We start from the raw sequence: 23,954 nt of genomic DNA, 5'->3' as shown, positions 1-23,954 counted from the left end.
CGACCCTCAGAGCCCGAGGGCGGCGGCCATCTCCGTGCGCAGCCGGTCCAGCTCGGCCGCTCCGCGGGTGCGGGCGGCCAGCAGCTCCGTGGCGTCGGGCACCGGGACGACGGCCTCCAGGTAGGCCTTGAGCTTCGGCTCGGTGCCGCTGGGCCGGACGATCACCCGCACGCCGTCCCCGGTCAGCCGGACGGCGTCCAGCGGCGGGTCGGCGTCCGCCAGGTCGACCACCGTGACCGGTCGGCCGAGCAGCTGGGCCGGTGGCTGCGCGCGCAGCCGGGCCATCGCGTCGGAGATCAGCGTGAGGTCCTCCACCCGCACCGACAGCTGGCCGGTGGCGAACAGGCCGTGCTCCACCGCCAGCTCGTCGAGCCGGTCGGCCAGCGTCCGGCCCTCGACCGCGAGGTCGGCGGCGAGCAGCGCCACGGCCAGCGCCGCGGAGACGCCGTCCTTGTCGTGGGCGACCGTGGGCGACACCGCGTAGCCCAGAGCCTCCTCGTAGCCGAACGCCAGCGGCGCCGCGGCCGAGCCGGCCCGGATGATCCACTTGAAGCCGGTCGGGGTCTGCTCGAACGGCACGCCGTGCGCCTCGGCGAGGGCGCCGAGCATCGAGCCGCTGACCAGCGAGTTGGCGTAGGTGCCGCGCGCCCCGCGGCGGAGCAGCCAGTCGCCCAGCAGCACGCCGACCTCGTCGCCGGTGAGCTGGCGCCCGCCCAGGACCACCGAGCACCGGTCGGCGTCCGGGTCCTCGGCGATCGCGACGTCGGCGCCGGTGCGGGTGGCCAGTGCCGTCAGCAGGTCGACCGCGCCCGGCTCCTCCGGGTTGGGGAAGGCGACCGTCGGGAAGGCCGGGTCGGGCCGGTCCTGCTCGGGAACGACGTGCAGCGGCGCGAAGCCGGCGGCGGCGAACACCCGCTGGGTGGTCGCCGACCCGACGCCGTGCATCGCGGTGTAGGCCACCACGAGACGCCGGCGGGCCGCGGCGTCCACCCGGTCGGGGTCCAGCGCCCGGACCACGGCGGCGACGTAGTCGTCCTCGACGTCGTCGCCGAGGGTGTTCCAGTCGTCGGAGCGCGGCAGCTCGCGGGCCGGGCCGGCGGCGGCGATCGCGGCCTCGATCTCCCGGTCGGCCGGCGGCACCAGCTGGGCGCCGTCGGCGAGGTAGACCTTGTAGCCGTTGTCCTGCGGCGGGTTGTGGCTGGCGGTCACCATCACCCCGGCGACCGCGCCCAGGTGCCGGACGGCGAAGGACAGCACCGGCGTGGGCAGCGGGCGGGGCAGCACCGACACGGCGAACCCGGCGCCGGCGAGCACCGCGGCCGAGACGTGCGCGAACTCGTCGGAGCGGTGCCGGGCGTCGTAGCCGATCACCACGCCGCGACCACCCTGCCCGGAGTCGGTCAGGTACCGGGCGAGCCCCGCGGCGGCGCGGCTGACCACGGCGGCGTTCATCCCGGCCGGGCCGGCGCGCAGCGGGCCACGCAGCCCGGCGGTGCCGAAGGTCAGCGGCCCGGTGAACCGGCGCGCCAGCTCGGCTTCGTCGTCGGCGGCGACCAGCGCCTCGATCTCGGCGCGGTCGCCGTCGTGCGGGTCGGCGGCGGCCCAGGCGCGGGCGGCGTCCAGCAGGTCGGTCATCGGGGGCCTCCACTCGGCTGGACCGGGCCCTGGGCGGCCTCGACCACGTCGACGTCCACGCCGGGCAGCGTGTACTCCCCGCCCACCCGGGCGTGCACCGGGTCGGCCGGGTCGGCCTCGCCCTGGGCGGCGACCAGCTCCGCGGCGTAGACCTCGGCGTCGTCGGCGGGCTCGTAGCCCAGCGCGCGGGCGGCGGTGAGGTCCCACCAGCCGCGGGTGTTCGCCGACACGCCCCAGACGACCCGGTAGCCGGGCGAGGGCGTGCGGAGCGCGGCGTCGACCAGCCGCACGGTGTCGCCGGGGGAGAGCCAGGTGGCCAGCTGGCGCACCGAGGTGGGCCGGGGGAAGGCGCTGCCGATCCGCAGGCAGACGACGTCCAGGCCGTACCGGTCGGCGTACAGCGAGCCCAGCGCCTCCATCGTCACCTTGGCCACCCCGTAGTAGGTGTCCGGCCGCGGCGGGGCATCGGCCTCGGTGAGCAGGCCGGACGCCGGCCGGGGAGTGAAGCCGCTGGCGTGGTTGCTGCTGGCCAGCACGACCCGCGCGACGCCGGCCCGGCGGGCGGCCTCCAGCGCGGTGCGGGTGGTCTCGATGTGCGAGCGCACGATCGCCGGCCAGGTCGCCTCGCCGAGGATCCCGGCCAGGTGCACCACCGCCGCGGCGCCCCGGGCCGCCGCGGTGACCGCATCGAGGTCGGCGGCGTCGGCGACCAGGTGCTCCTCGCCCGGCCGCGGGTCCGGGACCGGCACCAGGTCCAGGCTGCGCAGCGCCCAGCCCCGCTCGGGTAGCCCGCCGCGCAGCGCCGTCCCGAGCCCGCCGGCCGCCCCGGTGACCAGGACCGGACCGGTCACGGCATGCGGCCGATCAGCTCGACCAGGAAGCTGCCGAGCCGGCCGGCCGCGGCCTTGCCCGCCTCCAGCACCTCGAGGTGGTCCAGCGCCTCACCGGTGATGCCGGCCGCGGCGTTGGTGACCATCGACAGGCCGAAGACCTCCATGCCCGCCGCCCGGGCGGCGATCGCCTCCAGCGCGGTGGACATGCCGACGAGGTCCGCGCCCAGCGTGGTGAGCATCCGGATCTCGGCCGGGGTCTCGAAGTGCGGGCCGGGCAGGGCGGCGTAGACGCCCTCGGCCAGCGACGGGTCGATCTCCTTGGCCAGCGTGCGCAGTCGCGCGGAGTACAGGTCGGTCAGGTCGACGAAGGTGGCGCCCACCAGCGGCGAGCGGGCGGTCATGTTCAGGTGGTCGCTGATCAGCACGGCCTGGCCGACCCGGTGCTCGGGGCGGAGCCCGCCGGCGGCGTTGGTGAGCACGACGGTGCGCACCCCGGCCGCCGCGGCGGTGCGGATGCCGTGCACCACCGGCTCGACCCCGCGGCCCTCGTACAGGTGGGTGCGGCCGAGGAAGAGCAGCACCTTGCGCTCGCCCACCCGGACCGAACGGATCTCCCCGCCGTGCCCGGTGACGGTCGGGGCGGCGAACCCCGGCAGGTCACCGATCGCGACGCTGGCCAGCGTCTCGCCGAAGGCGTCGGCGGCGGGCGCCCAGCCCGAGCCCATCACCACGGCGACGTCATGACCCTCGCCGAGAGTTGCCTGCATGTCTTCGGCGGCTCGCTGGGCGATCCTCCCGGGGTTAGTGGCCGTGGGGTCGGTGGGAGTCAGGTCGGTCCGCTCAGGCACCCGCCGAAACTAGCTCAGATGGTGCGGGCGGGGCCTGCGGGCCGACGTCGAAGAGGCGGGGGCCGCGCGGACTCACCTGGGCGGACTGGTGGGTGGCCCATCCTGAGCTGCAGCATGCGGTGGTGGGGCTGTGCCCGGGCCGCACGGGGTGCGTGGGGCGCCCGAGGCGACCGGGTCCGGCGAATCGGGGCGATGAGCCACGATTCGTTTATCGTCAGCCACGCTGGCCGTTGTCTTCTCGGTCGGAGGGTGCTGCGCCCCCTGGGGCGCCTAGGAGGATTGAAAATGCACGGACCCGTCGACTTCGTCGCCCATCGCGAATCCCGTCGATTCCCAGCACTCGACGGAGTCCGTGCGGTGGCGGCGGTAGCCGTCGTCGTCTTCCACTTCGGCGGCCCGTCCTTCGCCTGGGCGTCGGGGTGGTTGGGCGTCCACGTCTTCTTCGTGCTCTCCGGGTTCCTCATCACCACGCTGGCCCTCAGGGAAGAGGACAGGCGGGGGAAGATCAGTCTCCGGGACTTCTACGTCCGCCGCGTCTTCCGCATCTGGCCGGCGTACTTTGCCGTCCTCGCCGTCCTGGTGGGGCTGTTCGTTCTGCGGGGCGAGTACGAGGCTCGTGAGATCGGCGCCGCGCTCCCGTGGTACGCGACCTTCAACGTCGACCTCTGGCCGCATGGGGACATCCTCTACATCCAGACGTGGACGATCGGGATCGAGCAGAAGTTCTACCTGCTCTGGCCACTGCTGGCCTTCCTGCCGGGTGTCCCCGGGCTACGGCGGAACCGCCTCGCGCTGATCGCCGGCCTGTTCGTCGTGGGCGCGGCCTCGTGGGACGTCACCGACGGCCGTGTCGTGAGCTACCTCGTCATCGCCGTCGGCTGCCTCGTCGCGGTGCTGCTGCACCGGCCCAGCACCTTCCAGTACACGGCCCTGCTGGCTCGCCCGGGCGTGGCCGCCGCCTGCTGGGCACTGTTCTTGGCCTATCAACTGGCAGTTCCCACACTGGTCCGGATTGCCGGCGGTGAGCCCTTGGTCATCCTGGGTTACGGGTTCGCCGTGGGGCTCATCATGCCGTCGCTCGTGCTGCTGCCCGCCCTGGGCCGGCTGTTCGGCGGCCGGTTCCTGACCTGGGTGGGGGAGCGCTCCTACTCGCTCTACCTGGTCCAGGGCCTCGCCGGGTGGTTGGTCGCCATGGCCGTCCCCGTGTTCGGCCCACCGCGTCTGCTGTCCGCCCTGGCCGTGGTGATCGCATCGACGCTCATCGCTGATCTGGTGTACCGAGGAGTCGAGCTTCCCTTCATCCAGTTGGGGCGCAGGTTCACGTCCGGCGGGAGCCGCGCCGGACGACGGGGCACGGCGCGCGGCCGGCACGGGGTCGGGGACGTCTCGACGGAGTCGACCTCCGGCTGGACACCGACGCGCGTCGCGGCAGCCCACGAGGGCGTCCCCGCGACAGCACGCATCCCCGTCCCGTACGACGGAGCGTCCCAGCGGGAAGGCGTCGACCAGGTGGAGCGCCGTGGCGGAGCTCCTGCCTCGGTCCGCTGATCGCTGAGGTCGTGCGCGTCGTCGCCCGCGCAGGTGGCCGCAGGTCGGCGACCCTGCCCTGATGTCCGTCGGCGAGAGCGGTAGCGGCGTCGAGACCACCGTTCCACCGACGATTGGGTCTGCACGGCCATCGCACGTGCACGTGACTGGGCGGCGCCGTCCGGCGGGTGTCGGGCGCCGTCCCTAGACTCGCCGAGGTGCAGATCCCCTTCCACGCCTCCGAGCGGGCCAGTCTGGGGGTGGAGTGGGAGCTGCAGCTGATCGACCCGCAGACCCGCGAGCTGACCGCCGGCGCAACCGAGATCCTCGCCGAGCTCACCCCCGAGGGCCTCGACGAGCACCCCAAGGCCAAGCACGAGCTGCTGCAGTCGACCGTGGAGATCATCACCGGGGTCTGCACCACGGTCGCCGAGGCCAAGGCCGACCTGGCCGGCACGCTCGCCGAGGTGGTCGCCGCCGCCGAGCGCCGCGGCCTGGGTGTGATGTGCGCCGGCAGCCACCCCTTCACCCGGTGGGACTCCCAGGCGATCTCGCCCAAGGAGCGGTACACCCAGCTGGTCGAGCGGATGCAGTGGCTGGCCCGGCGGCTGCAGATCTTCGGCGTGCACGTGCACGTCGGCGTCCGGTCGCCGGAGAAGATCATCCCGATCGTCAACGCGCTCACCCAGTACGTGCCGCACTTCCTGGCGCTGTCGGCGTCCTCGCCCTACTGGGCCGGCTGCGACACCGGGCTCGCCTCGGCGCGCACCAAGGTCTTCGAGGGCATGCCGACCGCCGGTCTGCCCTACCAGCTCGCCGACTGGGGCGAGTTCGAGGAGTACATGGGCACGCTGATCGACGCCGGGGCGATCGAGAGCGTCCGCGAGGTGTGGTGGGACATCCGCCCGCACCCGGACTTCGGCACCGTGGAGCTGCGGATCTGCGACGGGCTGCCCACCCTCGACGAGGTCGGCGCGGTCGCCGCGCTCGCGCAGTGCCTGGTCGAGCAGTTCGACACCCAGCTCGACCGCGGCTACACGCTGCCCTCTCCGGCGGACTGGGTAGTGCGGGAGAACAAGTGGCGGGCCGTGCGCTACGGCCTGGACGCCGAGATCGTCGTCGACGAGCAGGGCACCGTGCGGCCGGTGCGCGAGGCGATCGCCGACGTGGTCGAGGAGCTGCTGCCCACGGCGCGCAAGCTCGGCTGCGAGGCAGAGCTGACCGACGTGCGGCGGGTGCTCGCCGCCGGTGGGTCCTACGAGCGGCAGCGGGCGGTCGCGGCCGCGCACGACGGCGAGCTGGCGCCGGTGGTCGACAGCCTGCTGGCCGAGCTGCGCGACGGGCTGCCCGGGACGGCGCCGGCGTGACCGAGGCACCGCCCCTCGACGACCGGCACGACCACGCAGGCCGGGCGGTCGATGCCTGGGCGCAGGCACACCAGCCGGAACTGGTCGCGGTACGCCGGCACCTGCACGCCCACCCCGAGCTGGGCTTCGCCGAGCACGAGACCACCGCCTTCCTGGAGCAGCGGCTCACCGCCGCCGGTCTGGCCCCCCGGCGGCTGACGTCGGGCACCGGGCTGGTCTGCGACGTGGGCGGGGACCCGGACGCCGGCCCGGTCGTCGTGCTGCGCGCCGACATCGACGCGCTGCCGCTGACCGACCTCAAGGACGTGCCGTACGCCTCCACCCGCGAGGGGCTCTGCCACGCCTGCGGCCACGACGTGCACACGACCGTGCTGCTGGGCGTCGCCCTGGCGCTCGCCTCGCTGGACGGGCTCCCCGGCACCGTGCGCTGCGTGTTCCAGCCCGCCGAGGAGCAGGTCCCCGGCGGTGGGCTGGAGGTCGTCGACGAGGGCGTGCTGGCCGGGGCGACCCGGGCGTTCGCGCTGCACTGCGACCCGTCCCTGACCGCCGGCTCGGTCGGCCTGCGCACCGGGGCGATCACCGCCGCGTGCGACCGGGTGGAGGTGACGCTGACCGGGCCGGGCGGGCACACCGCGCGGCCGCAGCTGACCGTCGACCTGGTGCACACCATGGGGCGGGTGGCCACCGAGGTCCCGGGGCTGCTGTCCCGGCTGGTCGACCCGCGGGCCAGCCTGTCGCTGGTCTGGGGCGCGATCACCGCCGGGGTCGCGGCGAACACGATCCCCGAGACCGGCCAGCTGCGCGGCACGCTGCGGGTGCTCGACCGGTCGGTCTGGGACGAGGCGGAGGACCTGGTCCGCCGGCTGGTCACCGAGGTGGCCGGGTCGTCGGGGGCGGGGGTGTCGATCGAGTACGTGCGCGGCGTGCCGCCGGTGGTCAACGACCCGCGCAGCGTCGCCCTGCTGCGGTCGGCCGCGCTGGAGACGGTGGGCAGCGACGGCGTCGCGGTCTCCCCGCAGAGCATGGGCGGGGAGGACTTCGGCTGGTTCGCTGAGGTGCTGCCGATCGCGCTCGCCCGGCTGGGGACGCACGGCGGTGGGACCCCGCTGGACCTGCACCGCGGCACGTTCGACGTCGACGAGCGGGCGATCGAGGTCGGGGTGCGGCTGCTGGCCCGCACCGCGCTGCACGCACTGACCGCCGACGCGGTGGCACCCGCACGGTAGGGAAGAGCCGCGGATCGTGTAGATCTTGGGCTGACGCGCGTCGTCCACGAGAGGCGGGGACCCGACGATGAGTTCCACCGACCACCCGACCGCGCCGGCCGGCCGGCCGCCCGCCGAGCCACCGGCGCCCGACGTCCTGTCGCTGGCCGGGGAGTTCCCCGCCGCGACCCGGGACCAGTGGCGCGAGCTGGTGACTGGCGTGCTGCGCAAGGCCGGGCGGGAGGAGCTGCCCGACCCGGTCGAGGACGCGCTGGCGCGCACCGTCGCGACCGGGGTCACCGTCGCCCCGCTCTACACCGCCGAGGACGCCGGCGACCTGCCCACGCTGGCCGGGGTGCCCGGGCTGCCGCCGTTCGTGCGCGGCTCGCGGGCCGGGGCCGCCGGGGTCACCGCGGCCGGGGGCGCCGACCCGGACGTGCCCGCCGGCTGGGACGTGCGGCAGCGGCACGCCGACCCCGACGTGGCCCGCACCCGGGAGGCGATCGCCGCGGACCTGGAGAACGGCGTCTTCTCGCTGTGGCTGGTGGTCGGCGAGGGCGCCGTGCCGGCCGACGCGCTGGGCGAGGTGCTGGCCGACGTGCTGCTGGACCTCGCGCCGGTGACCCTGCAGGGCGGGGTGGCCGCGGCGGAGGCGTTCCTGGCGCTGGTCGCCGGCCGCACCGACCTCGCCGCCGGGGGCTGCCTCGGGCTGGACCCGCTGGGCGTGCACGCCACGACCGGGGAGCCGCAGGACCTCACCGGCCTGGCCGACCTCGCCCGTTGCGCCCCCGCGGGCTGGCGCACCGTCGTCGCCGACGGCACCGTCTTCGCCGACGCCGGTGGCTCGGTGGTGGAGGAGCTCGGGTGCGCGGTCGCTGCCGGGGTGGCCTACCTGCGGGCGCTCACCGAGGGCGGGCTGGACGTCGCCGACGCCGTCGGCCAGCTGGAGTTCCGGCTGTCGGCCGGCGCCGACCAGTTCACCACCATCGCCGCGCTGCGGGCCGCCCGCCGGATGTGGGACCGGGTGGGCGAGGCGAGCGGGGTGCCGGCCGAGGCCCGGGCCATGCGCCAGCACGCGGTCACCTCGAACGTGATGGTCACCCGGCACGACCCGTGGGTGAACATGCTGCGGACGACGGTCGCCTGCTTCGCCGCCGGTGTCGGCGGCGCCGACGTGGTGACGGTGCAGCCCTTCGACGCCGCGCTCGGGCTGCCCGACGCCTTCGCCCGGCGGATCGCCCGCAACACCCAGAGCCTGCTGGTCGAGGAGGGCCACCTCGCCCGCGTCCTGGACCCGGCCGGTGGCTCCTGGTACGTCGAGTCGCTGACCGAGAGCCTGGCGCAGGCCGCGTGGGCCTGGTTCACCGAGATCGAGCGGGCCGGTGGGCTGGCCGCGGCGCTGTCCTCCGGGCTGGTCGCCGAGCGCATCGGTGCCGCCTGGGCGGAGCGTCAGCAGCGGGTGGCGCACCGCAGCGACGCGATCACCGGCGTCACCGAGTTCCCGAACCCGGCCGAGGTGCTGCCGGTCCGTCGTCCCGCGGCCGAGGCGCTGCCGCCGGCCCCGGGTGGGTTGCCGCGGGTGCGGGCCGCGCAGGCGTTCGAGGAGCTCCGCGACCGGGTGGCGGCCGTCGACCCCCGGCCGCGGGTCCACCTGGCCACGATCGGGCCGGTGGCCCGGCACACCGCCCGGGCCACCTTCGCCGCCAACCTGTTCGGCGCCGGCGGGCTCCTGGCCCCGACCGGGGACGGGGTGGACGGCCTCGCCGGAACGACGGTGGCCTGCATCTGCGGCACCGACCGCGACTACGCCTCCGCTGCCACGCTCGCCGCGGAGCTGCGGGCCGCCGGGGCCACCCAGGTGTGGCTGGCCGGGCCGCCGTCCCTGGCGGTGGACGGCGTCGACGGCTACGTGCACGCCGGCTGCGACGCCCTGGCCGTGCTCAGGACCGTCCTCGACGAGCTGTTGCCCGGCCATGTTCGCCAACATGGCCGGGAAGGCGGCCAGGTCGGTCACCATGGGTCCCAGGAGGTGTCGGCATGAGCGGGATGCCCGACTTCGGGAACCTGGAGCTGGGCAGGCCGGGGTCCGCGGCGACCCGGGACGACTGGGCGAAGGCGTACGCCGACGCCACCGGCCGGGACGTCGGTGAGGCGACCTGGCAGACGCCGGAGGGGATCGCCGTCCCGCCGCTGTTCACCCCGGAGGACCTGGACGGCATCGACTTCCTGGGCACCTATCCGGGCATCGCGCCGTTCCTGCGTGGGCCCTACCCGACGATGTACACCACCCAGCCCTGGACGGTGCGGCAGTACGCCGGGTTCTCCACCGCGGCGGAGTCCAACGCGTTCTACCGGCGCAACCTGGCCGCCGGGCAGAAGGGGCTGAGCGTCGCCTTCGACCTGCCCACCCACCGGGGCTATGACTCCGACCACCCGCGGGTGGTCGGCGACGTCGGGATGGCCGGGGTGGCGATCGACTCGATCCTGGACATGCGGCAGCTGTTCGACGGCATCCCGCTGGAGAAGATGAGCGTGTCGATGACGATGAACGGCGCCGTGCTGCCGGTGCTGGCGCTCTACGTCGTCGCGGCAGAGGAGCAGGGGGTGAGCCCGGAGCAGCTCACGGGGACGATCCAGAACGACATCCTCAAGGAGTTCATGGTCCGCAACACCTACATCTACCCGCCGAAGCCCTCGATGCAGGTGATCAGCGACATCTTCGCCTTCACCGCGGCGCGGATGCCGCGGTTCAACTCGATCTCCATCTCCGGCTACCACATCCAGGAGGCCGGGGCGACGGCCGACCTGGAGCTGGCCTACACCCTCGCCGACGGGGTGGAGTACCTGCAGGCGGGCAAGGCCGCGGGTCTGGACGTCGACGCGTTCGCGCCCCGGCTGAGCTTCTTCTGGGGCATCGGGATGAACTTCTTCATGGAGGTCGCCAAGCTCCGGGCCGGTCGGCTGCTGTGGGCGAAGCTCGTACGCGAAGCCGGGGCGCAGAACCCCAAGTCGATGTCGCTGCGCACCCACTGCCAGACCTCGGGCTGGTCGCTGACGGCACAGGACGTCTACAACAACGTCGTCCGCACCTGCCTGGAGGCGATGGCCGCCACCCAGGGGCACACCCAGTCGCTGCACACCAACGCCCTGGACGAGGCGCTCGCGCTGCCGACGGACTTCTCCGCCCGGATCGCCCGCAACACCCAGCTGCTGCTGCAGCAGGAGTCCGGGACGACGCGGGTCATCGACCCGTGGGGCGGATCGGCCTACGTGGAGCGCCTGACCGCCGACCTGGCCCGCCGGGCCTGGGCGCACATCGCCGAGGTCGCCGAGCACGGGGGCATGGCGCAGGCCATCGACGACGGCATCCCGAAGCTGCGGATCGAGGAGGCCGCCGCCCGCACCCAGGCGCGGATCGACTCCGGCCGCCAGCCCGTGATCGGGGTGAACAAGTACCGGGTGGAGGCCGACGAGGCGGTCGAGGTGCTGCGGGTCGACAACGCCGACGTGCTCGCCCAGCAGAAGGCGAAGCTGGCCGAGCTGCGCGCCACCCGAGACACCGGTGCGGTGACCGAGGCGCTGGGCCGGCTGACCGACGCCGCCCGGGCCGCGGCCGAGGGACGGCGCGGCAACGACCTGGACGCCAACCTGCTCAAGCTCGCGGTCGACGCGGCACGGGCGAAGGCGACGGTGGGGGAGATCTCCGACGCGCTGGAGGCGGTCTACGGGCGGCACTCCGGGCAGGTGCGCACCATCTCCGGTGTGTACCGCGATGAAGCCGGCGCCTCGGGCCCGGTCGAGGAGACCCGCGCGCTGGCGTCCGCCTTCGCCGAGGCGGAGGGCCGCCGGCCGCGGATCCTGGTGGCCAAGATGGGCCAGGACGGGCACGACCGCGGGCAGAAGGTGATCGCGACCGCCTTCGCCGACCTGGGTTTCGACGTCGACGTCGGCCCGCTGTTCCAGACCCCGGAGGAGGTCGCCCGGCAGGCGGTCGAGGCCGACGTGCACGTCATCGGCGTCTCCTCGCTGGCCGCCGGTCACCTCACGCTGGTGCCGGCGCTGCGGGACGCCCTCGCCGAGCTCGGCGCCGACGACGTCCTGGTCGTGGTGGGCGGGGTGATCCCGCCCGACGACGTCCCGACCCTGAAGGAGATGGGCGCGGCCGCCGTCTTCCCGCCCGGCACGGTGATCGCCGACGCCGCCCAGGACCTGCTCCACACCCTGTCCACCCGGCTCGGCCACGCGTGACCGAGGGCCAAAGTCGCGACTTTGGCCGCTCGGCTGGCCGGTCCGTCGGCGTCCTCGGGCTGGCCGAGGGGGTGCTGGCCGGGGAGCGGCGGGCGGTGGCGCGGGCGATCACGCTGGTCGAGTCGCGGCGGGCCGACCACCGGGAGGCGGCCCAGGAGCTGCTGGTGCAGCTGCTGCCGCACGCCGGGAAGGCGCGGCGGGTGGGGATCAGCGGGGTACCCGGGGTCGGGAAGTCGACGTTCATCGACTCCCTCGGCGTCGACCTGACCGCCGCGGGGTCGAAGGTCGCGGTGCTCGCCGTCGACCCGTCGTCGGCCCGGTCCGGTGGCTCGATCCTGGGCGACAAGACCCGGATGGCCCGGCTCGCCGTCGACCCGAACGCGTTCATCCGGCCCGCGCCGACCGCGGGGACGCTGGGTGGGGTGGCGCAAGCGACCCGGGAGTCGATGGTCGTCGTGGAGGCGGCCGGCCACGACGTCGTCCTGGTGGAGACCGTCGGCGTCGGGCAGTCGGAGGTGGCCGTCGCCGAGATGGTCGACACCTTCCTGTTCCTCACCCTCGCCCGCACCGGTGACCAGCTCCAGGGGATCAAGCGCGGCATCCTGGAGATCGCCGACGTGATCGCGGTGAACAAGGCCGACGGCCCGGGTGAGGTCGACGCGCGCCGCGCCGCCCGTGAGCTGGCCGGCGCGATGCGGATGCTGCGCGGGGAGGCCGTGCCCGTGCTCACCTGCGCCGGGCTAACCGGTGCCGGGCTCGCCGAGGTCTGGGCGCAGGTCGTCCAGCACCAGGATCGGATGCGGGCCGCGGGGGAGCTGGATGAGCGGCGCCGGGGTCAGCAGGTGCGCTGGACATGGCAGCTGGTCCGCGACGGGTTGGAGCACCAGCTCCGCGAGCACCCGGCGGTGCGGGCAGCGGCGCCGGAACTCGAGGCGGCAGTGCTGAACGGTGAGCTCACGCCGGCTCAGGCCGCCCAGCGGATGCTCAGCGCGTTCGGCCACCGGTCCGCCCCCTGATCGAGGAAGGCGTCGGACCCGGCGCACGCGGCAGCCGGTGCGGGACCGCGTACCGCCCCGCCAGTCCCCGCCGGCGGTCACCGAGGGCCCGATCAGCGGCCCCGGACCGCGCGGGGCGAGGCTGTTGGTGCACTCGGGACGGGTGTGCCGAGGGTGTCGGCAACGACCCGGATCAGCGTCTCGCCGGTGTTAGCCTCGAATCGAGACCTCGCAGACACTGATCCCGCCTGACCACGTCGGCGGCGGGAGCTGACGAGCCGCGAGCAGGAGTCGAGCGAGCCGTTGCTCGGTGTGGCCCTGTTCAGAACCAATCGGAGCGACAGTCTTCACGATGCACACAGACACGCTGCGCCAGCGTGCCGCGGAGTCGGCACGCGTGCGTCCCGTACTCGCCGTGCCCTGTTGTCACCGAAGGACGCGAGGGTGACCCGGCGGCTCCGCCGGAAGCTGGCCTCGGTGCAGCAGCTGAAGTTCCTCGCGACCGGACTGCTGACGGTGGCCGCCGACTACACCACCTTCTTCCTCACCTTCACCGTTGGTCACGTCGATCTCGGCGTGGCAACGGTGGCGTCCTTTTTGGCCGGCTTCATCGTGAGCTTCGGCCTGAACAAGCTGTGGGTCTTCGAGAACAGCAACAGTTCCGTCGCGCACAGCATGAGGCAGGTCTTCCTCTATGTCGCACTGCTCACGTTCAACGTCGCCTTCACGTACTGCTTCATCGCGGCGCTGGAACAGCACTTGGGAGTCGACCCACGGGTGAGCAAGATGATCTCGATCGCGATCACGACCGTGTGGAACTACGTCCTTTACAGCCGCGTCATCTTCCTCGGGGGTCAACGTGATCACAAGAATCGGTAAGCCAACCCTCATCCTCGCGGTCTCGCTGGTCGTGTCGCTCGGGCTGTACCTGCTGGACATCACCTTCGTGCTGCCGATCGTCTGCATCGTCGTCGGCGCATTCCTGCTGCCCCCGCTGGGGGTCGTCAACAGCGTCGTCGGACGCTTGTTCTTCTCTTTCCTCGTCTTCTTCGGCGTCTTCCAGGGCGCCGTGATGCTGTTGTTTCTCGTCCTGCCCGATTCCCGCTTTCCTGTGTCGGCCGCCCTCACCACGGCGGCCTACCTCGTCGCCACGGTGGTCCTGAGTCGTGCACCCGATGCGTTGAACGACCGGTTCAACGGTCTCTGCAACCGCCACGACGTGCCGGGCGTCATCGTCGGGGCGGTGTTCCTGTTGCCGTTCCTACCGTTCCTCATGGGTGATCAGACCGTGGCCAGGGTGGCGCAGATCGGCGGCGGTCAGGCGATCGACGGGATCAACCACTACATCACCACCGCGCAGATGATGGACCAGCAGCGTCTGAACTACTCCGAGGGGCATTACTACCCGCAGGGCTTTCACATCACCCTCGGGTTCCTCCAGGACGCTTGGTCAATCCCGCAGGTGAGCGCCGACTGGCGTGAGGGCACATTCGTCTTCATCGGCCAGTACCTGGTCTTCGGGTTGTTGCTGGCCGGTGCGATCGGCTACTTCCTCGCCACCGTCTTCGCCACTCTCTCCCGACGTCGCGAGGTTCAGCACGCCAGTCTCCTGTTGTACGCGACGAGCGTCGCGGTGGGAGCCACAGCCGGGCCGTTCCTGCTCTGGCCGTTCGTGCAGCAGGGTTTTCTCAACTACTACTACGTCATCGCGACGATCCTCCTCGCCTTCGTGATCCTCCTCGCCGGATCGAAGGACAGGTTGTTCTCGACGTCGGGTCTGTTCCTCGTGCTGCTGTTCGGGGTCGGGATGTCCTGGCCGCTCCTGGTCCCCCCGGTGCTTGCCACCTTGTTAATCGTCCTGTGCCAACGGAGCTACCTGCTCCAGTTCCGTGGGCTTCCCAACCCTCACCTGCTCGGACTGGTTGTGCTCCTGGTGGCCCAGTTCGTGCCCATCGCATTCCAGCTGCTGTACTCCGCGGGGGGCAGTGGAATCAACCTCACGGGCAGCCTGCGCGACTTCCATTGGCTCAGCCTCCTGCTGAGCGCCCTGGTGATCGGGGCCCTGGCGGCGGACCGGAAGACCGACCGCTACGTCCGGGAGAGGAGCATCGGCCTGTTGCTGCCTCTCCTGGCGTTCGTCAGCGTGCTCGCGCTCATGCAGCTCTTCCTCAAGGGGGAGGTGCGGTACTACGTCATCAAGAGTGCGTTCCTGCTGGAGACCCTGAACTTCGTCTTCCTGGCCTCCCTAATCGCAGTTGCGCTGAGTCAGGTCGACATCGGTGCGCTCGGCAAGGTCTGCGTGGCCGCGGTGGTGCCGGCGGTGGTCGTCTTCTCGCTCTTGGCGGTGACCACCAATCCGGTGACGGACGTCCGGAACCTGTTCCGGACGGAGGCGCAGCAGGTGAAGCCGGCCTTCTTCGACGCGGACCTGGCCACATATGAACGGCTTGGTCTGGCTGGGGAGATCAGTCACTACAACTCGACGCTGCTGCACTACGACGCCGAACAGGACAAGTGGTTCGCGCACATGCAGATCGCCTACTGGGCCGGTGCGATGCAGTACGACGTGTCCGAGTACGAGGACGCCGCAAAGGTTTGCGCCGGGAGGATCTACGACACCCTCTCGTTCGGTACCGGGTCCGAGGCGGAGCAAGAGTGGCTGCCAGGCGGGATCAAGGACTGTGCACGTATAGCCGCCGCCAACGACGAGGAGTACATCATCGTCACCGACCCGGGGTCCGAGGACGTCGTCCGGGAGGAGTTCGGGTCGGTGGCCAAGGTCGAGACCCATGCAGGGTGACGATGTGCGGCGAACGGCGCGCTGCCGGGGTCCTCTGGTTGACAGGCAGCCGTCGACCGGGCAACCCGGGGTGGTCGCGACGGGCAGCGGGGCCTGACCCTGGTCTCTTCCCTCGCCACCCTCGGGCCGGGGCAGACCCTGGCAGAGGCCGGCGCACCGGGCGCCCACGGAAGTCATGTCCCTGTCCCCGCACGTCCACGGGGACAGGGACAATGGCAGACGACCTGATCTGCAGCCTCGAGTCCGCACTGGAGCAGCACCCATGACCCGCATCGTCATCATCGGCGGCGGCCCGGCCGGGTACGAGGCCGCGCTCGTCGCCGCCCAGCTCGACGCGGACGTCACCGTCGTCGAACGCGACGGCATCGGCGGGGCCAGCGTGCTGACCGACTGCGTGCCGTCGAAGACCTTCATCGCCTCCGCCGGTGCGATGACCGCGGTCCGCGACTCCGTCACCCTCGGCGTCACCGGCACGGAACTGGGCCGGGCTGCGCTCGACCTGGGGGCGGTGAACACCCGGATCAAGGGGCTGGCGGTCGCCCAGTCCACCGACATCCACCACCGCCTGGAGTCCGAGGGCGTGCGGATCATCCGGGGCGCCGCCCGGCTCGCCGACGAGGTGCGCGGGCTGACCGTGCATCGGGTCGAGGTCCTCGACGTCGACGGGCAGGTCACCGAGACGCTGGAGGGCGACGTCGTCCTCATCGCCACCGGCGCCGACCCGCGAGTGCTGCCGGGTGCCGAGCCCGACGGCGAGCGGATCCTCTCCTGGCGCGACGTCTACGACCTCGACGAGATGCCCGAGCACCTCGTCGTCATCGGGTCCGGGGTCACGGGAGCGGAGTTCGCCTCCGGCTACCTGGAGGCCGGCGTCCCGGTCACGCTGGTGTCCTCGCGTGACCAGGTGCTGCCGGGGGAGGACGCCGACGCCGCTGCCGTCGTCGAGGAGGTCTTCCAGTCCCGCGGCGGCCGGATCGCCGAGCGCAGCCGGGCGAAGAGCGTCGTCCGCACCGAGAAGGGCGTGCGGGTCGAGCTCACCGACGGCCGGGTCGTGGAGGGCTCGCACGCCCTGATGACCGTGGGCACGGTGCCGAACACCGCCGGCCTGCAGCTCGAGGCCTGCGGGGTCGAGGTGACCGAAGCCGGGCACATCGTCGTCGACCGGGTGTCCCGGACGACGGTCGCCGGCATCTACGCCGCCGGCGACGTCACCGGGGTGTTCCAGCTCGCGTCGGTCGCGGCGATGCAGGGCCGGATCGCCATGTGGCACGCCCTCGGCGAGGCCGTCGCGCCGATCCGGCTGAAGACCGTCTCGGCCAACGTCTTCACCCACCCGGAGATCGCCACCGTCGGGGTGCAGGAGAAGTCGCTCACCGAGGGCGCGGACGTCGAGGTCATTCGTCTGCCGCTGGTCACCAACGCGCGGGCGAAGATGGGTGACCTGCACAGCGGCTTCGTCAAGCTCTACGCCCGCCGCTCGACCGACGTGGTCATCGGCGGAGTGGTCGTCGCTCCCGGTGCTTCCGAGCTCATCTTGCCCATCGCGCTGGCGGTGACCAAGGGGCTGACCGCCGGCGACCTGGCGCAGACGTTCGCGATCTATCCGTCACTGTCCGGGTCGATCACCGAGGCCGGCCGCCGGCTGATGGGCATCGACGACGAACACAGCTGACCCTTTCCGGTGGCTCGCCGCACAGAACGGTACGGTCTCTTGTGCCAGCCGCCGATGAGGTGAGGAGTTCCCTCATCTCTGGAGTCGTGCGTGCATTCCGTTCCCCAGCCATGGTGCCGCCGGTCATCGCTGCTCGTCGCGGTCTCTGCCGTCGTGGCGTTGTCCGGCGCCGGCCCGCTCGTGCACGCCCGGGCCGAGGAAGTGCCCGAGGGCGTGCGCGCCGGGGACACGGTCGTCGGCGAACTCGTCCAGGTCTACGACGACCCCGGTCCGGACGCGGGGGCCGTGCACGACCACGCCGAGGACGATCGGGCCGCGGGACTGTTGAGCTGGGTCCAGCCCGCTGCTGGTGCATCCGTGCGCATCGACACCGAGGACGTCCCCGACATCGACTCCGGGTCGACGGTCGAGGTGACCGTCGGAAGGCTCGTCACCGACGAAGCCGCCGAGTCCGGGTTCGCCCCGGCGCGTGAGGTGGTGGCGGCCGAAGTGCTGGCCCGGCCAGCAGTCGACAGCGCGGTCACGGCGCCGTCTACTGCCGTGATCGAACACCGCATCACGGTGGTCATGATGCGGCCGCCGGGTGCGCCTGCGGATCCCACCACGCTCGCTGATGTCCAGGCCGTCCTCGGTGGCCCCGTCGCCGACTTCTGGTCGCAGCAGACCGGTGGGCGGCTGCGACTGTCCCTGCACGGCGGCATCGACTGGGCGAACACTTCGGTCGGCTGTACGGATCCCATCGGACTCTGGACCGAGGCCGCGAAGCGGGCGGGATGGGCCTCCCTGCAGCCCGCCGACGGCCAGCACCTGCTCGTGTTCGTGCCTGCCGGGACGCCTGGCTGCTCCTACGGCCTCGGCAGTGTGGGCTCCGGCCTGGGGAGTGGGGGACTGTCGTACGTGCAGGCGGCCGAGACCTCGGTCATCGCCCATGAGTTCGGCCACAACCTGAGCCTGGGGCACTCCTCGGCGCTGCAGTGTGACGCAATGGTCGAGGTGGGCACCTGCCAGGTGAGGGCCTACAACGACTACTACGACGTCATGGGCGTCTCATGGGATCAGGTCGGCACGCTGAACTCGGTCCAGGCGTCCCGCCTGGGAGTGGTCCCGGCCGGCTACACGGAGCTCACCGATACCGGTCCCGGCACGAGTGTCACCCTCACGCCGGTGGGGGGCACGACCGGCACCCGCGGCCTGCGCCTGAAGGACACCGACGGCAGCGGCTACGTCTACTGGCTCGAGAACCGGCAGCCGGTCGGCCAGGACAGCTGGCTCGGCTCCTCGGCGAACTGGCCCGGGTTGCAGAGCGGGATCACACTGCGGCAGGCGCGCGGGGGCGCGGACACGTCGCTCCTGCTCGACGGCACTCCTTCCTCCAGGTCCGGTTGGGCAGCCGACAACCGCGTCGTGCTCCCGGTGGGGACCGCGGTACCCGTCGACGACGGCGACTTCTGGGTGACCGTGCAGTCGGTGGACGCCGCCGGGACGGTGGTGAAGGTCACCACGGCCGCCGACGCTCGCGCCCAGCGGGCGACAGAACCGGTCGCCGTGGTGCGCTCCCGCACCACGATGCTGGCAGGTGAGTTCCTGGTCTCGCCGAGCGGGCGCTACGAGGCCTACTTCCAGTCCGACGGCAACCTCGTCGTCTACGGCGATGGTGGCGTGGTTTGGGCCAGTGCCTCGGCGGCGGCTGGAGGCCGCTTCATCGTGCAGTCCGACGGCAACCTCGTCATCTACACGTCGAGCGGCAGCCCCGTCTGGGCCAGCGGTACCGCCGCAGTGGGCGGCGTCTCGCTGGCTCTGGCCGACGACGGGAGGCTGGTGCTCACCCGCTCCGACGGGTCCGTCGTCTGGGCCAGTGAAGGCGCCCGCCGCGACCGCCTGTCCACCGGCCAGGGACTGGGGAGCACCCAGGCACTGATCTCCCCGAACGGCGCCTACCGGGTGATCATGCAGAGCGACGGCAACCTCGTCGTGTACGCGAGTGGCGGGCGCGTGGTCTGGGCCAGTGGGTCGACCGCTCCGGGGGGGCAGCTCGTCAACCAGCCCGACGGGAACCTGGTGGTCTACGCGACCTCAGGCGCCCCGGCGTGGGCGAGCGGCACCAGCGCCACCGGGTCGACCGTCCTGGTCATGCAGGACGACGGCAATCTGGTGCTCTACGGCTCGGCGGGTCCGCTGTGGGTGGCTCGAGCTGAGCGCATGGACGTGCTGCGGGCCGGCCGGGCACTCCAGTCCACCGGCCAACTGGTGTCGCCGAACGGCGGATATCGGGCCGTGATGCAGGCTGATGGGAACCTCGTCGTCTACCGAACCGGGGGTTCGGTTCGGTGGGCTTCGGGCTCGAGCGGTCGGGGTGCGTGGCTGGTCATGCAGACCGACGGCAACGCGGTGGTTTATCCGACCCGGGGGGCGGCGCTCTGGGCCACCGGGACCGGACCCGACTCCGCCTCTGCCATGGTGATGCAGGACGATGGGAACCTGGTCGTCTACCGGGGCGACGGAACGGCCGTCTGGGTGGGCCGTTGACCCAAGTCAGCATCTCCGATCCGGGTCAACGGCACGTCACTGCGCCGGGTCGGTGATGGTGCAGAGGGTGGCGCCGCTGGTGACGGCAGCGCCGACCTCCGCGGACAGCCCGGAAATCGTGCCCGCCTTGTGCGCCACGATCGGCTGTTCCATCTTCATCGCCTCGAGCACGACCACCAGGTCACCGGCGGCGACGGTGGCGCCGTCGGCCACCGCGACCTTGACGATGGTGCCCTGCATCGGTGCGGTCAGGGAGTCGCCGGATGCGGCCGACCCGCCGCTGCCGCTGCGCTTGCGCCGCGGGGCCCCACCGGCGGCCGGCGCCGGGCCGCTCCCCGCGGTCAGCCCGGCAGGCAGCGACACCTCCAGTCGGCGGCCGCCGACCTCGACGACCACGGTCTGGCGCGGCTCAGCCTCGTCGCTCTCCGCGGCGGGGCCGTAGGGCGGGACCTGGTTGTCCCACTCGGTCTCGATCCAGCGGGTGTGCACCGTGAACGGCTCGCTGGTGAAGGCGGGGTCGGCGACCACGGCGCGGTGGAACGGGACGACCGTGGGCATGCCCTCGACGACCAGCTCGGCGAGGGCCCGTCGGGCGCGCTGCAGGGCTTCCTCGCGGGTGGCACCGGTGACGATCAGCTTGGCCAGCATCGAGTCGAATGCCCCGGCCACCTCGCCGCCGGCCTGGACGCCGGAGTCCCAGCGCACGCCGGGACCCTGCGGGATCTCCAGGCGGGTCACCGGGCCGGGGGCGGGCATGAAGTTGCGGCCGGCGTCCTCGGCGTTGATCCGGAACTCGATGCTGTGCCCGCGCGGGGTGGGGTCCTCGGTGATCTCCAGCGGCAGGCCCTCGGCGATCCGGAACTGCTGGCGCACCAGGTCGATGCCGGAGGTCTCCTCACTGACCGGGTGCTCGACCTGCAGCCGGGTGTTGACCTCGAGGAAGGAGATCGAGCCGTCGGTGCCGACCAGGTACTCGACGGTGCCCGCGCCCACGTAGCCGGCCTCGGCGCAGATCGCCTTGGCCGAGGAGTGGATCCGCTCGCGCTGGGAGTCGGTGAGGAACGGCGCCGGGGCCTCCTCGACCAGCTTCTGGTTGCGCCGCTGCAGCGAGCAGTCGCGGGTGCCGACCACGATGACGTTCCCGTGGGTGTCGGCCAGCACCTGCGCCTCGACGTGCCGCGGCTTGTCCAGGAAGCGCTCCACGAAGCACTCGCCGCGGCCGAAGGCGGAGACCGCCTCCCGGACGGCGGAGTCGAACAGCTCGGGGATCTCCTCGATCGTGCGGGCGACCTTGAGGCCACGACCGCCACCGCCGAAGGCCGCCTTGATGGCCACCGGCAGCCCGTGCTCGCGGGCGAAGGCGATGACCTCGTCGGCGTCCGCGACCGGGTCCTTGGTGCCGGGCACCAGAGGTGCGCCGGCCCGGGTGGCGATGTGCCGGGCGGCGACCTTGTCGCCGAGGTCGATGATCGCCTGTGGGGACGGGCCGATCCAGGTCAGGCCGGCGTCGAGGACCGCCTGGGCGAAGTCGGCGTTCTCGGAGAGGAAGCCGTAGCCGGGGTGGACTGCGTCGGCGCCGGACCGGCGGGCGGCGTCGATGATCTTGTCGATCACCAGGTAGGAGTCGCCGGGGGTGCTGCCGCCCAGGGCGAAGGCCTCGTCGGCGGTGCGCACGTGCAGGGCGTCCCGGTCGGGCTCGGCGTACACGGCGACGCTGGTCAGCCCGGCGTCCCGGCAGGCGCGCGCGACCCGCACCGCGATCTCGCCGCGGTTGGCGATCAGGACCTTCTGCACGTCAGTACTCCCTTGAGTGGCATGTCTGGCTGGGGGGGCGCCGGAACGGTCAGCGCTGCCAGAGGTCGGTGATCGTGAGGCCCAGCGCGGCCAGCTGCGTGCGCAGGAGCTGCAGCGAGAGGCCGACGACCGCGGCGGGATCGCCCTCGACCCGGCGGACGAAGGGGGCGCCGAGCCCGTCGAGGGTGAAGGCGCCCGCGACGGCCAGCGGCTCACCGGTGGCCAGATAGGCGTCCAGCTCGGCTGGTGTCGGGTCGGCGAAGTGGACGACGGTGGAGGAGACCCCGACGTCGCGCCGGACCACACCGCCGTCCTGCACGTCGAAGACCGCCTGACCGGTGTGCAGCACGCCGCTGCGCCCGGCCATCCGCTGCCACCGCACCCGGGCATCGGCGGCGTCGGCCGGCTTGCCCAGCGGCTGCCCACGGAACTCGAGCAGCGAGTCGGCCCCGATCACCAGGGCGTCGGTCTCGTTCTTCGCCACCGCGCCGGCCTTGGCCGCGGCGAGCAGTGCGACCAGCTCACCGACCCGCGGAGCGTTCACCGTCGACTCGTCGACGCCGCTGACCACCACCTCCGGGTTGAGCCCGGCCTGCCGCAGCAGCTGCAGCCGGGCCGGCGACTGGGAGGCGAGGACGAGGCGCCGGGTCATGCCGGCCGCCCCGACGCACGCCAGCCACCCGGGCCGGTCAGCAGCGGACGGCGGAGCACGTCGGCCCGCTCGGCCCAGGCACCGACCGGGGTGGGCCGGCGCCGCGGACGGCGCTGGGACAGGGACGCCACGACGACGGTCAGCGCGGCGAGCTCCTCGGCGGTGGGCTCGCCCCGCACCACCGTGAGCAGGGGGCTCTGCACGTCGCTCACAGCGGGATGTTCCCGTGCTTCTTGGCCGGCAGCGTCTGGCGCTTGTTTGCCAGCAGCCGCAGCGCGCGGACGATGTGGATGCGGGTGTGCGAGGGAGGGATCACCGCGTCCACGTACCCGCGATCGGCCGCGATGTACGGGTTGGCCAGCGTGTCCTCGTACTCGGTGACCCGCTGGGCGCGCAGCGCGTCGGGGTCCTCGGCCGCAGCCAGTTCCTTGCGGTACAGGATCCCCACCGCGCCCTGCGCGCCGATGACGGCGATCTGCGCGGTGGGCCAGGCCAGGTTCACGTCGGCGCCCAGGTGCTTGGAGCCCATCACGTCGTACGCGCCGCCGTAGGCCTTGCGGGTGATCACGGTGATCAGCGGCACGGTCGCCTCGGCGTAGGCGTAGATCAGCTTCGCCCCGCGCCGGATGATGCCGTCCCACTCCTGGGACGTGCCGGGCAGGAAACCGGGGACGTCGACGAAGGTGAGCACCGGGATGTTGAACGCGTCGCAGGTGCGCACGAACCGGGCGGCCTTCTCGCTGGCGTCGATGTCCAGCGTGCCGGCGAGCTGGGTCGGCTGGTTGGCCACCACGCCGACCGGGCGGCCCTCGACCCGGCCGAAACCGGTGAGGATGTTCGGCCCCCACAGCGCCTGCACCTCGAGGAACTCCCCGTCGTCGAGCACGTGCTCGATCACGGTGTGCATGTCGTAGGGGGTGTTCGGTGAGTCCGGGACGAAGGTGTCCAGCTCCCGGTCGGCGTCGGTCAGCGCCTCGGGCAGCGCGACGTCCACCGGAGGGACCTCGACGGCCGGCAGCGGGTCGAGGTTGTTGGAGGGCAGGTAGGACAGCAGCGCCTTGACGTAGTCGATGGCGTCGGCCTCGTCCTCGGCCAGGTGGTGCGCCACGCCGGACTTCGTGTTGTGCGTGCGGGCGCCGCCGAGCTCCTCCAGCGTGACGTCCTCACCGGTCACCGTCTTCACCACGTCGGGCCCGGTGATGAACATCTGGCTGGTCTTGTCGACCATCACGATGAAGTCGGTCAGCGCGGGGGAGTAGACGTGCCCGCCGGCCGCGGCGCCCATCACCAGCGATATCTGCGGGACGACACCGGAGGCGTGCACGTTGCGGCGGAAGATCTCCGCGTACAGGCCGAGGGAGACCACGCCCTCCTGGATCCGCGCCCCGCCGCCCTCGTTGATGCCGATGACCGGGCAGCCGTTGCGCACGGCCAGGTCGAGCACCTTGACGATCTTCTCGCCGTAGACCTCGCCGAGGCTGCCGCCGAAGACGGTGACGTCCTGGGAGAACACGCAGACCGGGCGGCCGTCGACGGTGCCGTAGCCGGTGACCACGCCGTCCCCGAACGGGCGCTTGGCGTCCATCCCGAAGTTGGTGGACCGGTGCCGGGCGAACTCGTCGAGCTCGGTGAACGAGCCCGGGTCCAGCAGGGCGTCGATCCGCTCCCGGGCGGTCATCTTGCCGGCGGCGTGCTGCTTCTCCACGGCGCGCTCGGACCCGGCGTGCGTCGCCTCCTCCACCCGCCGCTCGAGGTCGGCCAGCTTGCCGGCGGTGGTGTGCAGGTCGACGTCGGCGGGGACGGGTTCTCCCGCGCTCTCCAGTTCGGCGGCACTCACAGCGCCGTAGCGTAG

General features: G+C 72.6%; 17 protein-coding genes. 10 read left to right on the top strand and 7 right to left on the bottom strand.

What is annotated here, in order from left to right:
- Positions 1–6: 6 nt before the first annotated feature.
- The 3 genes from HLA93_RS09600 to HLA93_RS09590 are packed head-to-tail and all read right to left on the bottom strand — an operon-like array spanning position 7 to position 3,316.
- Positions 7–1,635 (bottom strand): phospho-sugar mutase, encoded by a 1,629-nt coding sequence (locus HLA93_RS09600; RefSeq protein WP_222194154.1) that lies wholly within the window; start codon positions 1,633–1,635, stop codon positions 7–9.
- Positions 1,632–2,486 carry an NAD-dependent epimerase/dehydratase family protein gene (locus HLA93_RS09595; RefSeq protein ID WP_222194153.1) on the bottom strand — a complete coding sequence of 285 codons (855 nt, stop codon included), beginning with the start codon at positions 2,484–2,486 and terminating at the stop codon, positions 1,632–1,634. Before HLA93_RS09595 ends, HLA93_RS09600 begins: the two co-directional genes overlap by 4 nt.
- Positions 2,483–3,316, bottom strand: a complete 834-nt coding sequence (locus HLA93_RS09590) for a purine-nucleoside phosphorylase (protein ID WP_222194152.1) — start codon at positions 3,314–3,316, stop codon at positions 2,483–2,485. The genes HLA93_RS09595 and HLA93_RS09590 overlap by 4 nt, the downstream gene beginning before the upstream one ends.
- Between HLA93_RS09590 and HLA93_RS09585 the strand changes: the two genes are divergently transcribed.
- The 10 genes from HLA93_RS09585 to HLA93_RS09540 all read left to right on the top strand — a co-directional run bounded on the left by HLA93_RS09585 (position 3,209) and on the right by HLA93_RS09540 (position 19,656).
- On the top strand, positions 3,209–4,864 hold the full coding sequence (locus tag HLA93_RS09585; protein ID WP_306433326.1) for an acyltransferase family protein: 1,656 nt from the start codon (positions 3,209–3,211) through the stop codon (positions 4,862–4,864). The genes HLA93_RS09590 and HLA93_RS09585 overlap by 108 nt on opposite strands.
- Before the next feature lie 197 nt (positions 4,865–5,061).
- On the top strand, positions 5,062–6,210 hold the full coding sequence (locus tag HLA93_RS09580) for a glutamate--cysteine ligase (protein ID WP_222194150.1): 1,149 nt from the start codon (positions 5,062–5,064) through the stop codon (positions 6,208–6,210).
- Positions 6,207–7,436, top strand: a complete 1,230-nt coding sequence (locus HLA93_RS09575) for an amidohydrolase (protein ID WP_222194149.1) — start codon at positions 6,207–6,209, stop codon at positions 7,434–7,436. The genes HLA93_RS09580 and HLA93_RS09575 overlap by 4 nt, the downstream gene beginning before the upstream one ends.
- Positions 7,437–7,503: 67 nt before the next feature.
- Positions 7,504–9,456 carry a methylmalonyl-CoA mutase subunit beta gene (locus HLA93_RS09570; RefSeq protein ID WP_222194148.1) on the top strand — a complete coding sequence of 651 codons (1,953 nt, stop codon included), beginning with the start codon at positions 7,504–7,506 and terminating at the stop codon, positions 9,454–9,456.
- Positions 9,453–11,663, top strand: coding sequence for a methylmalonyl-CoA mutase (gene scpA, locus HLA93_RS09565; RefSeq protein WP_222194147.1), 2,211 nt, complete (start codon positions 9,453–9,455; stop codon positions 11,661–11,663). The genes HLA93_RS09570 and scpA overlap by 4 nt, the downstream gene beginning before the upstream one ends.
- The gene (gene meaB / locus HLA93_RS09560) at positions 11,660–12,679 is read left to right on the top strand and encodes a methylmalonyl Co-A mutase-associated GTPase MeaB (protein ID WP_222194146.1); all 1,020 of its coding nucleotides are present in this window, start codon (positions 11,660–11,662) and stop codon (positions 12,677–12,679) included. The genes scpA and meaB overlap by 4 nt, the downstream gene beginning before the upstream one ends.
- Before the next feature lie 423 nt (positions 12,680–13,102).
- Positions 13,103–13,537, top strand: a complete 435-nt coding sequence (locus HLA93_RS09555) for a GtrA family protein (RefSeq protein ID WP_222194145.1) — start codon at positions 13,103–13,105, stop codon at positions 13,535–13,537.
- On the top strand, positions 13,518–15,458 hold the full coding sequence (locus HLA93_RS09550) for a hypothetical protein (RefSeq protein ID WP_222194144.1): 1,941 nt from the start codon (positions 13,518–13,520) through the stop codon (positions 15,456–15,458). The genes HLA93_RS09555 and HLA93_RS09550 overlap by 20 nt, the downstream gene beginning before the upstream one ends.
- 262 nt (positions 15,459–15,720) lie before the next feature.
- The gene (locus tag HLA93_RS09545; protein ID WP_222194143.1) at positions 15,721–17,130 is read left to right on the top strand and encodes an NAD(P)H-quinone dehydrogenase; all 1,410 of its coding nucleotides are present in this window, start codon (positions 15,721–15,723) and stop codon (positions 17,128–17,130) included.
- Positions 17,131–17,283: 153 nt separating this feature from the next.
- The gene (locus HLA93_RS09540) at positions 17,284–19,656 is read left to right on the top strand and encodes a hypothetical protein (protein ID WP_222194142.1); all 2,373 of its coding nucleotides are present in this window, start codon (positions 17,284–17,286) and stop codon (positions 19,654–19,656) included.
- 36 nt (positions 19,657–19,692) lie between these two features.
- On the opposite strand, the gene HLA93_RS09535 is transcribed toward HLA93_RS09540, so the two are convergent.
- The 4 genes from HLA93_RS09535 to HLA93_RS09520 are packed head-to-tail and all read right to left on the bottom strand — an operon-like array spanning position 19,693 to position 23,939.
- Entirely contained in the window at positions 19,693–21,450 is a 1,758-nt protein-coding gene (locus HLA93_RS09535; RefSeq protein ID WP_222194141.1) for an acetyl/propionyl/methylcrotonyl-CoA carboxylase subunit alpha, read from the bottom strand.
- 49 nt (positions 21,451–21,499) lie between these two features.
- Positions 21,500–22,102: a Maf family protein gene (locus HLA93_RS09530; protein ID WP_222194140.1), complete on the bottom strand. Its 603-nt coding sequence runs from the start codon at positions 22,100–22,102 to the stop codon at positions 21,500–21,502.
- Positions 22,099–22,314 carry an acyl-CoA carboxylase subunit epsilon gene (locus HLA93_RS09525; RefSeq protein ID WP_308128037.1) on the bottom strand — a complete coding sequence of 72 codons (216 nt, stop codon included), beginning with the start codon at positions 22,312–22,314 and terminating at the stop codon, positions 22,099–22,101. Before HLA93_RS09525 ends, HLA93_RS09530 begins: the two co-directional genes overlap by 4 nt.
- On the bottom strand, positions 22,311–23,939 hold the full coding sequence (locus HLA93_RS09520; RefSeq protein ID WP_222194139.1) for an acyl-CoA carboxylase subunit beta: 1,629 nt from the start codon (positions 23,937–23,939) through the stop codon (positions 22,311–22,313). The genes HLA93_RS09525 and HLA93_RS09520 overlap by 4 nt, the downstream gene beginning before the upstream one ends.
- Positions 23,940–23,954 lie beyond the last annotated feature (15 nt).

The sequence above is a fragment of the Modestobacter italicus genome, assembly GCF_019799965.1.
Taxonomy (GTDB): domain Bacteria; phylum Actinomycetota; class Actinomycetes; order Mycobacteriales; family Geodermatophilaceae; genus Modestobacter; species Modestobacter italicus_A.
The sequence above is the reverse complement of the archived record's forward strand: the minus strand, read 5'-3'. Positions and strand labels throughout refer to the sequence as shown.

Bases quoted from the DNA above. Each gene is read 5' to 3' on its own strand.
- HLA93_RS09600 (WP_222194154.1), bottom strand. From the start codon at position 1,635: ATGACCGACCTGCTGGACGCCGCCCGCGCCTGGGCCGCCGCCGACCCG.
- HLA93_RS09585 (WP_306433326.1), top strand. From the start codon at position 3,209: ATGACCCTCGCCGAGAGTTGCCTGCATGTCTTCGGCGGCTCGCTGGGC.
- HLA93_RS09570 (WP_222194148.1), top strand. From the start codon at position 7,504: ATGAGTTCCACCGACCACCCGACCGCGCCGGCCGGCCGGCCGCCCGCC.
- scpA (WP_222194147.1), top strand. From the start codon at position 9,453: ATGAGCGGGATGCCCGACTTCGGGAACCTGGAGCTGGGCAGGCCGGGG.
- HLA93_RS09545 (WP_222194143.1), top strand. From the start codon at position 15,721: ATGACCCGCATCGTCATCATCGGCGGCGGCCCGGCCGGGTACGAGGCC.
- HLA93_RS09530 (WP_222194140.1), bottom strand. From the start codon at position 22,102: ATGACCCGGCGCCTCGTCCTCGCCTCCCAGTCGCCGGCCCGGCTGCAG.